General features: G+C 53.8%; 9 protein-coding genes. 3 read left to right on the top strand and 6 right to left on the bottom strand.

Annotation, left to right across the window (positions count from 1 at the left end):
• Positions 1-37 precede the first annotated feature (37 nt).
• The gene (locus tag CSC3H3_RS19500; RefSeq protein WP_101285912.1) at positions 38-1,285 is read right to left on the bottom strand and encodes a glycosyltransferase family protein; all 1,248 of its coding nucleotides are present in this window, start codon (positions 1,283-1,285) and stop codon (positions 38-40) included.
• A 43-nt stretch (positions 1,286-1,328) separates the two neighbouring features.
• Positions 1,329-1,952 carry a thiamine phosphate synthase gene (locus tag CSC3H3_RS19495; RefSeq protein ID WP_101285911.1) on the bottom strand — a complete coding sequence of 208 codons (624 nt, stop codon included), beginning with the start codon at positions 1,950-1,952 and terminating at the stop codon, positions 1,329-1,331.
• A gap of 46 nt (positions 1,953-1,998) precedes the next feature.
• Between CSC3H3_RS19495 and CSC3H3_RS19490 the strand changes: the two genes are divergently transcribed.
• Positions 1,999-2,706: a YggS family pyridoxal phosphate-dependent enzyme gene (locus CSC3H3_RS19490; protein WP_101285910.1), complete on the top strand. Its 708-nt coding sequence runs from the start codon at positions 1,999-2,001 to the stop codon at positions 2,704-2,706.
• Between the two features lie 352 nt (positions 2,707-3,058).
• On the opposite strand, the gene CSC3H3_RS19485 is transcribed toward CSC3H3_RS19490, so the two are convergent.
• The gene (locus tag CSC3H3_RS19485; protein ID WP_101265272.1) at positions 3,059-3,748 is read right to left on the bottom strand and encodes a response regulator transcription factor; all 690 of its coding nucleotides are present in this window, start codon (positions 3,746-3,748) and stop codon (positions 3,059-3,061) included.
• A gap of 240 nt (positions 3,749-3,988) precedes the next feature.
• Here CSC3H3_RS19485 and ribA point away from each other — a divergent pair, with 240 nt between their 5' ends.
• Both ribA and CSC3H3_RS19475 read left to right on the top strand, forming a co-directional pair.
• Positions 3,989-5,125: a GTP cyclohydrolase II gene (gene ribA / locus CSC3H3_RS19480; RefSeq protein ID WP_101286336.1), complete on the top strand. Its 1,137-nt coding sequence runs from the start codon at positions 3,989-3,991 to the stop codon at positions 5,123-5,125.
• Positions 5,126-5,326: 201 nt separating this feature from the next.
• Positions 5,327-6,796, top strand: a complete 1,470-nt coding sequence (locus tag CSC3H3_RS19475; RefSeq protein ID WP_101285909.1) for a hypothetical protein — start codon at positions 5,327-5,329, stop codon at positions 6,794-6,796.
• A gap of 110 nt (positions 6,797-6,906) precedes the next feature.
• On the opposite strand, the gene trpS is transcribed toward CSC3H3_RS19475, so the two are convergent.
• From trpS to CSC3H3_RS19460, 3 genes are all read right to left on the bottom strand, one after another.
• The gene (gene trpS / locus CSC3H3_RS19470; protein ID WP_101265611.1) at positions 6,907-7,908 is read right to left on the bottom strand and encodes a tryptophan--tRNA ligase; all 1,002 of its coding nucleotides are present in this window, start codon (positions 7,906-7,908) and stop codon (positions 6,907-6,909) included.
• A gap of 192 nt (positions 7,909-8,100) precedes the next feature.
• Positions 8,101-9,651, bottom strand: coding sequence for a murein biosynthesis integral membrane protein MurJ (murJ, locus tag CSC3H3_RS19465; RefSeq protein WP_101285908.1), 1,551 nt, complete (start codon positions 9,649-9,651; stop codon positions 8,101-8,103).
• Between the two features lie 373 nt (positions 9,652-10,024).
• On the bottom strand, positions 10,025-12,772 hold the full coding sequence (locus CSC3H3_RS19460; protein WP_101265266.1) for a [protein-PII] uridylyltransferase: 2,748 nt from the start codon (positions 12,770-12,772) through the stop codon (positions 10,025-10,027).
• Positions 12,773-12,906 lie beyond the last annotated feature (134 nt).

The following is a 12,906-nucleotide window of genomic DNA, read 5'->3' as shown; positions in this document are numbered from 1 at the left end:
TTTTTGTTTGATGGTCGGTTTCGAAACGAACGGTGAGTCAGGCTTTGGTGATTTGTTTTTTGAAATCGGCGTGTAAAAACGCTTCGAACCGGTCGAATTCGGTAAGCAGATGTTTCACGCAGGGAACAGGATCAGTTGTCGAGGTGCGTTGAACAAGTGCCGGATCGCGCCGATTCGGCAGGGCAACGAGCTTGTCTTTGGTAACTGCCAGGCTTCCCATACAGCCTATCTTTCCGTCTTCGGTGGCATGCATTTTTGCCAATCCGCACGGGGCAGCACAATACTCACCGCGAAAATCACTTTGCCAGGCTTTGATATTGCAAAAACGGCCATGCAGAACTTCTGATGAGGCCGAACTATAAACGCCAATACCGGGAATACCGGCAAGTTTGGTGATATGGGCAGGGCCACTATCAGCCACCAGGACATAATCGCAATTGCCAATAAAGCTCACCAGCTCGGCAATCGTTTTAAATCCGTCTACAAGCTCGAGATGATCATCCTGCGCTATGTCCTCACCAAGGGCGGCCTTATAGGCTTCCTTGACCCCCTGATAGGCATTAAGAATGACTGTAATTTTAGCAGTCGGCCCAGCGCTATCTCGTAGGGCATGGATGCTTTTTGCCACAAATTCGGGTGGCAGGGTGCGCAGTGGCGAGGATGCCATCGGCAAAATACCGATTTGCAGCATATTGCCCTTTGCCACGTCCTTGTGGGGTAATGGAACAGGTGGAATATCAAATTCGCGACATAGCACGCCTTCGCAATCAACGGGTGCCGTTGCAATATCTTTCCAGCCATCCATCTCGGACAGATCGATGATGAAATCAAACCGTTTGAGTGCATGAGCCGAAATAAACAGCTGAAAAATTTCGGTGTTTTTCAGACTGGTGAAAATGTCGCTGGCGCTTCCGGTATTTAAAAGGCCGATTTTGCAATGGGGATAGGCGGCCAGAAAGGCGCGTAAAAACATTGTCATGCCCACACAATCGCCCAGGGCATCGGCCGGAATTAGAAACAGAACACGTTTGCGATCAAATGACCGGGTCCATTGCGGTTTGGGTAGAACATCCAGATGGATTTCATCTGATACAATCTTGACGGATGCAGCGCGTGGTAAAACCTGCTGGCGCAAAAGCGACGACACCCGTGTCAGATAGCTGGCACTGCCATCGGATTTCTGGCTGATCCCGGCAGCAACATTGGGCAGACCAAATTCAAAGGGCTGTCTGGTTTTAAAGCGGGTGAAACGGGCGCGAGACAGATGCACGTTGCTGGAAGCCAAAGCGGGAATCCTTGGAAATAAACGGGGGCCGATCACGCCGACATTAAGTGGCGAATCCGATCCCGGCAATACCGCAAATCGGCAATTTTCCAAGCATATGCCCTCTGGAAATATCAACGCCCCCCATCGCATAGACACCTATCCCATGACGGGTCGCCAGGTGCGCCATCCGCTCAAATTTCGCATAACCCAAACAGGGTGCTCCCGGGTGGCTTTGGGTTGCAAATAACGGGGAGATGATGGCGGCATCAATATTGCGCCCAAATGCCAGCAGATGCCTTAGCTGGGGCATGTCATGAATGGCAGCACTGACCATCAAACCATGTTTTTTTGCGGTATTAAGCAGATCAATGGGGGTTTTCTGGATGTAGCCTGGCATGTGAAGCCCGTCTGCTTGCAGCCGGATGGCCAACAGAATGTCAGCAGCAATAAAAAAGCGGTGCCCCAACTTGCGACAGATTTTACGTAAGATCAGTGCCTGTTGTGTCCGGTCAGCGGCATCATAATGCCGGAAAACAAGGGTACTGCCTTTGGGCAGTTTGTTGAGTGCCAGGTGCGGATCAGGCAGCCTTTTATCGTCGCTCATTAATATAACGGGCGAAAGGCTGCGATCCGGTGCGTTACGTAAATTGAGTTGCTGCGCCAGCTTTGCTAGTTTGGGCTCCATTATGTTGTAACGTCCTTTTGGGCACTGAACCGGAATCTCGCATAACATGAGCGATCATAACGATTCATCAGGCGATGTCGATATCGCTGCCAACCTTGCCACTATTCAGCAAAATATTGACGAAGCTGCCAGTGCCGTTGGCCGGAAAAGCGATGACGTGACACTGGTATGTGTCAGCAAAACCCACGATGCCCCCCATGTAAGGGGTGCGCTGGTTGCTGGGCGGCGGATATTTGGCGAGAACCGGGTTCAGGAAGCGTCTGAAAAATGGCCGGGATTAAAGCAGGAATTCCCTGATGTGGAACTACACCTGATCGGCCCGTTGCAAAGCAACAAGGCCCGCGAGGCCATGAGCCTGTTTGATGTCATCGAGACACTGGACCGCCCCAAACTGGCCCGAACCTTTGCCCGCCTTCGCGATGAAACCGGCCAGTGCCCGGAATTATATATTCAGATCAATATTGGTCGCGAACCGCAAAAAGCGGGAATTGACCCCGCCGATGCCGATGATTTCATTCGTGAATGCATCCATGATCTGGCATTGCCGGTAACCGGGTTGATGTGCATTCCCCCGGTTGACGAAGAACCTTCACCCCATTTTGGCCTCTTGGGAAAAATTGCCGACCGGCATGGTTTAAAGGTGCGCAGCATGGGCATGAGCGGTGATTACGAGTGTGCTATTCGCCTTGGCGCTACGCATATTCGGGTTGGAACCGCAATTTTTGGGCATCGCGCCTATAATCTTGCCCCTTGATGCTGAAAAAGGACGAAATTCAAATTAATTTCGTCCTTTTTGCCTGAATATTTGCTGTTATCAGGTCTTTTGGTTGGGTTTTCCGCGTTTAAGCACGCAGTTGGCAAAACTGCCTTTCGAACAGATCGATTTTTCCCCAACCAGATGAGACGTCAAAGTTGGTAATCTGTGACACAGATTTTTGGGAAAACCAAAAATCGTGATCGGAGCGGATCGGGAAAGCTGCGTGATAGGGATTGTGATCCGGCTTGATGGCGGCTTGTGAAAGTTATTAAACCCACCTCAAAGCAATTGAGCCTGCAAAGCAGGCTCAATATCGCGCATCTTATCGGAAAACCGGATTAAACCCGGTTCAGGGGACGAGTTTGTAGCCACCGGGTTCGGTAACCAGGATCGTCGCGCTGGAGGGGTCTTTTTCGATTTTCTGGCGCAGGCGATACACATGCGTTTCAAGTGTATGCGTTGTCACACCAGCGTTATATCCCCAAACTTCATCAAGCAGGGTTTCACGTGAAACCGGTTTATCCCCGGCACGGAACAGGAATTTCAGGATTGATGTTTCCTTTTCCGTCAGACGGATCTTTTTGTCGGTTGCCGTTTCAACCAGAATTTTGGCGCTGGGCTGGAAGCTATACGGGCCGATGGCAAAAACGGCATCTTCGCTTTGTTCATGCTGGCGGATATGGGCGCGAATACGGGCCAGCAGCACATTGAGGCGAAACGGTTTGGTGACATAGTCATTTGCGCCGGATTCAAGACCCAGAATCGTGTCAGAATCGCTATTGGCACCGGTCAGCATGATCACAGGGGATTTGACACCGGCACGGCGCATCAATTTGCACACATCGCGCCCGTCTATATCGGGCAAACCAACATCAAGCAGGATGACATCGAAATAGTTGTCTTTAACGGCTTCAAGCGCTTCCTGGCCGCTATTGGCAACCACGCAGTCAAATTCTTCATGAAGGCGGAGTTGCTCGGTCAGTGACTGGCTCAGCGCCGCATCATCTTCAACCACTAAAACCTGTTTACCTGTCGTCATTGCCATCCCTTGCTGGTCCCTAAATTCCGTCTATATTCAGGCCCTGTTCTTTTTTCGTGGCAATTGGAGAGCATTGCCTATGTGCAATATAACCAACTCTCACACTCAAATCGTCACTTTTTCAAGAACAAACTGTTTTGGCTTTAGACATTGACGAACGAATGATCCAGCCTCATACCGGCCTGATCGCGATCTTGTGATCGCCCTGGCCCCAAATCGGTAATAAAATTAAGTATGACGATGACGACGCCCAACAGCATTTCGGCAGGTTCCGAAATTTCAACATCCGAGCTGATTTCGGTTTCCCGTGCCGTTGCCGACCTGCGCCGTGGCGAAATGATATTGATCCGGTCTGAAAATGCGGCCATCGCGGCCATCGCGACCGAACCATTATCCGATCACGGCCTGGCACGTTTGCGTGCGATCGCCGTCAATGCCGATGATATTGCCCTGATATTGCCGCGGGTGCGCGCACGTGCCCTTGGCCATGCCGATACCAGCAGAGGGTTTTGCGCCCTGCAGCCAGCAAATCCGCAGCAGGTGGATGGTACGACATTTTCCATTTGGGCCAATCCGCTGCTTGATATGGTCGAGGCCCCAACGGCAAGCTGGCGCCAGACTGATGCCGGCGAGGATGCCGCCATTCGCCTGGTAAAACTTGCCCGTTTGTTGCCGGCCATCGTTTCAGTTTCTGTTGATGCAGCCCGGGTTGAAGAATTTGCCAGGGCTGAAAACCTGTTATTGCTCGATGCCAACATCGTTAATGGTTACGAGGATGCCGCCGCAGGGTCCCTGCGCCAGGTAAGCGATGCCCGCGTCCCCCTGGAAAATGCAGAAAATACCCGCGTGGTGGCCTTTCGTCCGGCCGATGGTGGGCAGGAACATATTGCTATAATTATTGATGAACCCGTGGCGGATGAACCGGTACTGGTGCGTTTGCATTCGGAATGTTTTACCGGTGATTTGATCGGATCGTTGCGTTGTGATTGCGGCCCGCAATTGCGTGGCGCAATTGCCGAAATTTCGGCCGGTGGCAAAGGTGGCATCGTTCTTTATTTGCGCCAGGAAGGGCGCGGTATTGGCCTGGTCAATAAATTGCGGGCCTATGCCTTGCAGGATCGTGGCTTTGATACCCTTGATGCCAACGAAGAACTTGGTTTTGACGCCGATGAACGTGTTTATCGCCCGGCGGCAGAAATGTTGCGCCAGCTTGGCTTTTCGACTGTCCGTATCCTGACCAATAACCCCGAAAAGCTGCGCGGGCTGGAAAATTGGGGTGTTACTGTAAGCGAACGGGTACCGCACAAATTTCCGTCTAACGGCCATAATGCGTTTTACCTGAAAACCAAAAAGGACCGGGCAGGGCACCTGTTTTAAGCCCCTGCTGATATTCCGGCTGCATATTTTGTAAAACACCATTTCCATCCCGGCAGCTTCTGCCGGGATGTTTTGTTATGGGTGGGCTGGCAACGGTCCCTTGCGCAAAAGAACCCGGAATTCAGCGATTTTTTGCCCCAAAATAGCCAGAATGAATTTTGGCATCATGATTGCATATCTATCGGCAAGAGGAGGACTGCTATGTCGATAGGTGCAGATTGGCGGCAAATTTCGCCCGGTGCGGGGGCGCAAACGGCAAATGGCGCGCAGCAAAGCGCGGCCAAAGCTGGCAACCCGGCACAGCAGGCGGCAGAAAATGGTGAATCCGGGGGATTTGCCAGCTTCCTGTTTGGCGACGATGGCTTTGATTTTGGTGACATCATTGATGTGATTAATCCGCTGCAACATATTCCTGTTGTCGGCGCGCTGTATCGTGAATTGACTGGCGACCAGATGGGCAATGCTGCCCGTGTGGTAGGTGGTGGCCTGTTTGGCGGTATTTTTGGCCTGGCCGGTGCCGCCGTGGATGCCGCAGTTGAAGGCTTTACCGGTGAAGATACCGGTGCCCATGTCCTTGCCCTGTTTGAAGGCGATGACAGCAACAGTAACCCGGCAACCGCCATCGCCCAGAATGACAATGCCAATTCCAACCCTGACGCATCAGCCACGGCCAGCACGCCCGGTAATGGCCTTGTCCTGCCCTGGAGCACGGGTGATACCTCGCTGGCATCGGCAATGGCGGGGGAACAGGCTGCGGCCCAAAACGCCGTTGCAGCAACCCTGCCATTTGACCAGGCAAATCCCGCCAGTGAAACGGTCGCGGAAAATATTGCCCAATCCGCACCAATGGGCACAAATGCAGCCGCCGCCTTGGCACCGACACCGGCATCATTTAACCGGTCTGTCCCCAATTCAGCGGCGCAGCCCGCCCAGCAGGATGCACCTGCGGCTGAAAACCCGTTTGAACGGGGCGCGTTAAGTGCTGCCAAAAGTGCAGACCCGGCAGAACTTGCCGTTACCCTGGCCCGCGCGGGACATAGCGATTATGCATCACGCATGGTGGCCCAGCGTGAAACGACCGGTGCATCCTCGCGTTTGTCGGCCAATGTGCATGTAAATCATGAAAAAGGTGCCACGGTTTGGCAGCGGGCAGAAAATAACGGCCGTGTATCAGGTCCGTCCTTCGGTGGGGATGTGCAGGGTGAATTGATCAAGGCGCGCGCCCAGCAGGGCAGGGCTGAAACCGAGCGCATGAATCCCGCCCTGATGACGGATGCCGCCCTGCGTGATGATATGGCCAGTGGGCCGGTTTTATCGCCTGCTGAAATGGCAGCCCGGTTTAATTCCGCCCTTGGTCTTGGCCCGGTCAGTAATTCGGCCAGCAGCAACAATGACCGCCCGGCAAATGGCGCCAATAACCGAGCATCTGCCAGCGGCGTAAACCGGTCTTCATCGCTGGGTGCAGGTAATGACCAGCTAGCGGCCAATACCAGTGCTGGTGCCAACAATGCAAACGCTGATGTTAGCGATGAACACCCGCTTTTGCGTGAAGCAGAACAGCATAATGCCGGTCAGGCTCCGGTGGGTGCATGGTTTAGCCAGACCATGATGGATGGCCTGCAGAAATACCAGGCCATGCAAAAACGCCAGCAAAACCAGGGTTCGATCTGATCCTGGCAAAGGGCTTTAGTTTGCTGTGCCACCGGGATAATGGCGGCATAGCGCAGATACAAAAAGGCCCGGTTCCGTGTGGAAACCGGGCCTTTTTGATGAAATGGGTTTTAGCGGTTCAGGAAACCGACAACTTCCTTAACATCACGCAGGATCGGCTGGGCAATGGCATCGGCGCGTTCCGCCCCCTTGGCCAGAACCGCATCGATATAGGCCGAATCGTTTTTCAGACGGGCCATTTCACCGGTGATCGGTGCCAGCTTATCAACAACCACGTCCGTCAGGGCCTGTTTGAAACCCGAAAACTGGGTGCCACCATGTTCCGCCAGAACATCTGCTACCGGCTTATCAAGCAGGGCTGCATAAATGGTGACAAGGTTGCGGGCTTCCGGACGGCCTTCCAGACCTTCTGCTTCGGAGGGAAGCGGTTCGGCATCGGTTTTGGCCTTGCGGATTTTCTTAGCCAGGGTATCGGCATCGTCGGTCATGTTGATGCGTGCCATGTCCGAGCTATCGGACTTTGACATTTTCTTGGACCCGTCACGCAATGACATCACACGGGTTGCCGGGCCAAGAATAAGCGGCTCGGGCAGGGGGAAGAAATCTTCCGCGCTGAAGTCATTGTTGAATTTCGCCGCAATGTCGCGGGTCAGTTCAAGATGCTGTTTCTGGTCTTCGCCAACCGGAACATGGGTGGCCTTATAGGCCAGAATGTCGGCTGCCATCAGGCTGGGATAGGCATAAAGACCAAGGGAAGCATTTTCGCGATGCTTGCCAGCCTTTTCCTTGAACTGGGTCATGCGGTTGAGCCAGCCGATACGGGCCACGCAGTTGAAAATCCAGGCCAGTTCGGCATGGGCGGAAACCTGGCTCTGGTTAAACAGAATGTGTTTTTCCGGATCAACGCCCGAAGCAATCATGCTGGCGGCCAGTTCGCGAATGTTGGCGCGCAGTTCGTTTGGTTCCTGCCAGACGGTGATGGCATGCAGATCAACGACGCAATAAACGCATTCATAATCGTTCTGCAAAGCAACCCAGTTGCGGATTGCGCCAAGATAGTTGCCAAGATGAAGATTGCCGGTGGGCTGGGCGCCCGAGAAAACACGTTGCATGTGTGTATCGTCCAATTCAGGAATGTTCATAAAAAATCCGCATGCTCCGCCAGGTTGTGGACACCCGCCGGCGGACGAGCATACGAACAGACGCGCGGAGTTAAGCCCCCGAAGGCGAACAGGTCAAGCAGCTTGTCGTATATGGGGCAAATTAGCCGCGATCACGCCATGCCCGTGCTCCCGGCACTGTTATTATGCCGGGTTGCCGCGCTTCAGGGTTGATTTCAGTTCGCTAAAACTTGTCGCACCACTAAGCTGGGCGATCAGCGCATAAACAACCATTCCGGTGATCACGATGCCGGCCATAATGGCAGCACGTAAAATGGCGTCATATCCCGCATTCCAGAAAAATGTAATCGCCGCCCACAGGGCCAGGCCCATCATGGCTGAAGATAGAATAATGCGTGGAACACGGCGTTTTAAACGGTCATCAAATGTCAGATGGTTGCGTTTGCGCAAAATGGTGCCCAGCGAGATGGCGTTGATCCAGGATGAAACCGCTGTTGCCGCCGCAATACCAAGATGCCCAAATAACGGCATCAGAACAACGATCATGCCGATATTCAAAATCATGCAGATAATGCCGATGCGAATGGGGGTTTTGGTATCTTCGCGGGCAAAGAACCCCGGTGCCAATACCTTGACCAGCACCGATGCCGGCAGGCCACAGGCAAAAATCGTCAGCGCCATGCCCGTGGCACTGGTCTCTGTTGCGCTAAAGGCGCCGCGCTGAAACAGAACATTGATGATGGGAATGCCCATGACAGCCAGGGCAACGGCGGCAGGCATGGTCAGCAAAAGGGCAATTTCAATGCCGCGATTCTGGCTATACATCGCAACAGACGGGTCCTTGCCCTGAAGCTGGCGCGACAGGGTGGGCAGCATGGCCGTGCCAATGGCAATGCCAATGACGCCCAATGGCAATTGATGCACGCGATCCGCGTAATAAAGCCAGGAAACCGCGCCGTCCGATACCATCGATGCCAGCATCGTATCGATCAGCAGGTTAAGCTGGTAAACGCCAACGCCAATCATGCCCGGCACCATGCGTTTGCCCAGCAATTTTACCTTGTCGTCAATGCGGGGCAATTGCCAGCGAATGGCAAAACCAGCCCGTTTACACGCAATCACCAGCCACACAAACTGCCCGATCCCGGCAAACAGAACCCCCCATGCCAGGGCATGGGACGGTGTTTGGGTAATCGGTGTTAGGGCCAGAAGGGCGCCGATCATGAAAATGTTCAAAACCACCGGGGCGGCGGCCGCTGCGGCATAACGATGCAGGGTATTTAAAATGCCTGACATTAGCGCGACGGCTGAAATAAAGGCCAGATAGGGAAACGTGATGCGCGAAAGTTCGACCGCCAGCGTGAATTTTTCCGGGTTTTCGGAAAAGCCCGGTGCAAAAACCAGCATGGCCCAGGGCATGATGATTTCGATAATCGCCACAAGAAACCCTGTCAGCACAATCAGGATCGACAGGGCATTGGCGGCAAAATCGCGGGCTTCTTCCAGGCCGCGTTTTTCAATATCACCGGCCAGAAGCGGAATGAACGCGACTGAAAAGGCCCCTTCGCCAAAAAGGCGGCGAAACAGGTTGGGAAATTTGAATGCCACGAAAAAGGCATCGGCCATGCCGCCTGCACCCAGCATTGCCGCAATCAGAATGTCGCGGGCAAAGCCCAATAACCGTGAAAGCAGGGTAAAACCACTGACAGTGGCAATCGAACGAACAAGTGACATGGTCTTTCTGATCCGAAATTTCCCGGTGGTGTCAGGGGGCTGGCTTTGGCCTTTGGCCGTACTTCCCCTGCGCGCGAGACTGCCATTGGAAGGTGAAGGAAACGGTAATTTTTAGGGGCCCTGCAAGGCGCCCATCACAAAATATTTATCGCTTGTGATGGCTGTCACAGGCTTTGGCCGGTGAACCGGTCCATTTTAACGTTTCCAGGTTTTGTTGGGATACGAGCACTTGGAATTCGACGGACGAGAGCACAAAACAGGGACCCCCGACCTTGTACGGCTCTGAGCAGGCCATATCCGGCAAAATGCACGGATCGGGTCGGTGGAGATACCCTTGCTCTCGTCACGTCATGATTGGCGCACCGGCTTTCCCTTATCCGCGATCATCATTTGTCAGTACCTCGATCAGGTTTTCCTTGATCTGGACAAACTTGGTGCGGCTATCAATTTTCAGGCCGAAAACATCCTTCACATAAAAGACGTCAACAGCGCGTTCGCCAAAGGTCGAAATACGGGCTGATGCAATTTGCAGTGACAGATCGCGCAGAACACGGGTGATGTCATAAAGCAGGCCCTGGCGGTCACGCGCGGTAACTTCGATCACGGTATGGGTGCGGCTGGCCTTGTTATCGATAATAACGTTGGGTTCCACCCGGAATACGGCTGTCCGGGCCTTGTTATCCACAACCTGGCGTTTGCGGATTTCGCCGCTGGGGCGCAGTTGCCCGGAAATAACCTCTTCCAGTGTTTTGCGCAGCTTGTTTAATCGGCCCTTGTCGTTGAAGGCTTCGCCATTGGCATCCTGAATCCAGAAGGTATCAAGCGCCATGCCGTCGCTGAGTGTCAGGATCTTGGCATCAACAATGCTGGCACCACATACCGCCATGGCCCCGGCAATTTGTGAAAACAGGCCGGGATGGTCGGTGGTGTGAACCGTAATTTCGGTTGCATCCATATCGGTTTCAATTCGGGTATGGATGGTAATATCCGCCCCCGAATTTTTTGCTTCGCGGGTCAGCTCGGCATGGCGCAACTGGGTTTCGGTATCAAAACTCAGCCAGTAGGACGGATATCCGCGTTCGATGAAATCTTCGATATCCTGTTCGCTCCAGCCGGTCAGGGCTTCGCGTACTTTTTGCTGGGCACGGGCCACGCGGGAATCGCGGCTGTCTGCATTCAGCCCGCCCGAAAGCAGGTCATCGGTGGCGTAATAAAGTTCGCGCAGAAGCGATGCCTTCCAGCCATTCCACACATTGGGGCCAACGGCGCGAATGTCGGCCACTGTCAGGCACAAAAGCAGACGCAGGCGTTCCTGTGACTGTACCAGGTCGGCAAAGGCGCGAATGGTGGTGGGGTCGTTCAGGTCGCGTTTAAAGGCGGTGGCACTCATCCATAAATGCGCCTTGACCAGCCAGGCCACCGTTTCGGTATCGGCCGGGCTTAGGCCCAGGCGTGGACACAGTTTTTCGGCAACTTCGGCACCCAGTTCGGAATGGTCACCCCCCCGGCCTTTGGCAATGTCGTGCATCAGCACGGCCACATATAAAACCTGGCGCGAAATTACCTTGTGAATCACCGATGTTGCCACCGGGGCCTCGTCGGACAAATCGCCACATTCGATCTGGTTTAAAATGCCAATGGCGCGGATGGTGTGCTCGTCCACGGTGTAGGTGTGGTACATGTCATATTGCATTTGCGCCACGACACGCCCGAAATCTGGCACAAACCGGCCCAAAACCCCGGCTTCGTTCATTTTGCGAAGGGGGATATCCGGTGTGATTTTGTGGGTCAGAATTTGCAGGAAAATGGCGTTTGCCGCCGGGTCCTTTTGCAGGGACTGGTCAATCAGTTGCAGGTTTTGCGTTACCCAGCGCAGGCTTTCGGGGTGAATGCCAACCCCGTTTTGATGCGCTACCAAAAACAGGCGCAGCATCTGGATCGGGTCTTCGCGAAATACATCGCGGCTTTCAACAGCCAGGCGGTCATTGCGAAGCTGAAAGCCGTCAATTTCCTTATTGCCAAAAAACCGGGCCGGAAAACGGATCAGCGGGCGGCGCTGATGGCGTTCCTCAAGGGCGGCACAGAAAATGCGGGTCAGGTTACCCACATGTTTGACCATCAGGTAATAGTGCTTCATGAAGCGTTCAACGCCACTGGCACCGGCATGGTCGGTATAGCCAAGGCGGGTGGCAATTTCGCGCTGCATGTCAAATGTCAGGCGGTCTTCGGGCCGGTCCGACAGGTAATGCAGCCAGCAGCGAACCGACCACAGAAAGTTCTGTGCTTTCAAAAAGCCCTGGGCTTCCTTTTTGGTCAGAACGCGCTGATCCACCAGCTCCAGCGGGGTATTGACGCGATAGAGATATTTGCCAATCCAGAACAGGGTGTGCAAATCGCGCAGGCCGCCTTTGCCATCCTTGACGTTGGGTTCAACGACATAGCGTGAATCCCCCATACGGATATGGCGTTCATCGCGCTCGTTAAGCTTGGCTTCAATAAATTCAAGGCCGCTGCCTTTGACCAGTTCATCCATGAACCGGGTGCGGAACTGGTCATAAATGGCTTCATCGCCCCATACAAACCGGCTTTCAAGCAGGTTGGTGCGAATGGTGATATCCTGGCGTGCCATGCGCAGGCAGTCTTCCAGCGATCGGGTGGCATGCCCCACCTTCAGGCCCAGATCCCACAGCATATACAGGATATATTCAACAACCTGTTCGCCATGCGCTGTCTGTTTGTAGGGAAACAGAAACAGGATATCGACATCCGAATGCGGTGCCATGTCACCCCGGCCATAACCGCCCACAGCCACCACCGACATGCGCTGTTCCTTGGTCGGGTTATGCAGGGGATAGACAAATTCGATGGCGTAATCATGGATAAGCCGCACGATCTGATCGATCAGGAAGCTATAGGAAAAAACCGCATCATGGCCGGAATTGCTGGCTTCAAACCGTTCGCGTATTTCGGAACGCCCATGCAACAGCGTATCCTTCAGGCAGCGCAAAACCGCGGCACGCTGTTTAAGGGGTTTTAAATCACCATCTTTGCCAATTTTACCAAGTTCGGCGAAAACTTTGCGGCGGTCGATGATATCACGCTGATTCTTGACTTTAAGCATGGCGAAATGCGGTGTCCTTGTTGTCGGGACTTTGATTCCGGGATACGGGTTCCGGCATTTGATGGAACGGTCAAATTGTAGTTTTCTGCACCAGCAGCCAACCACCAGCAAACCGGGTCTGGCAGGGGGCGATT

Origin of the sequence: Thalassospira marina, assembly GCF_002844375.1 — a bacterium.
GTDB classification, from domain to species: domain Bacteria; phylum Pseudomonadota; class Alphaproteobacteria; order Rhodospirillales; family Thalassospiraceae; genus Thalassospira; species Thalassospira marina.
This window is presented reverse-complemented; position numbering and strand designations above follow the sequence as displayed.

What these genes read in the sequence shown, in the direction of transcription:
- CSC3H3_RS19495 (WP_101285911.1), bottom strand. Translation starts at nt 1,952, where the DNA reads ATGGAGCCCAAACTAGCAAAGCTGGCGCAGCAACTCAATTTACGTAAC.
- CSC3H3_RS19490 (WP_101285910.1), top strand. Translation starts at nt 1,999, where the DNA reads ATGAGCGATCATAACGATTCATCAGGCGATGTCGATATCGCTGCCAAC.
- CSC3H3_RS19485 (WP_101265272.1), bottom strand. Translation starts at nt 3,748, where the DNA reads ATGACGACAGGTAAACAGGTTTTAGTGGTTGAAGATGATGCGGCGCTG.
- ribA (WP_101286336.1), top strand. Translation starts at nt 3,989, where the DNA reads ATGACGACGCCCAACAGCATTTCGGCAGGTTCCGAAATTTCAACATCC.
- CSC3H3_RS19475 (WP_101285909.1), top strand. Translation starts at nt 5,327, where the DNA reads ATGTCGATAGGTGCAGATTGGCGGCAAATTTCGCCCGGTGCGGGGGCG.
- trpS (WP_101265611.1), bottom strand. Translation starts at nt 7,908, where the DNA reads ATGCAACGTGTTTTCTCGGGCGCCCAGCCCACCGGCAATCTTCATCTT.
- murJ (WP_101285908.1), bottom strand. Translation starts at nt 9,651, where the DNA reads ATGTCACTTGTTCGTTCGATTGCCACTGTCAGTGGTTTTACCCTGCTT.
- CSC3H3_RS19460 (WP_101265266.1), bottom strand. Translation starts at nt 12,772, where the DNA reads ATGCTTAAAGTCAAGAATCAGCGTGATATCATCGACCGCCGCAAAGTT.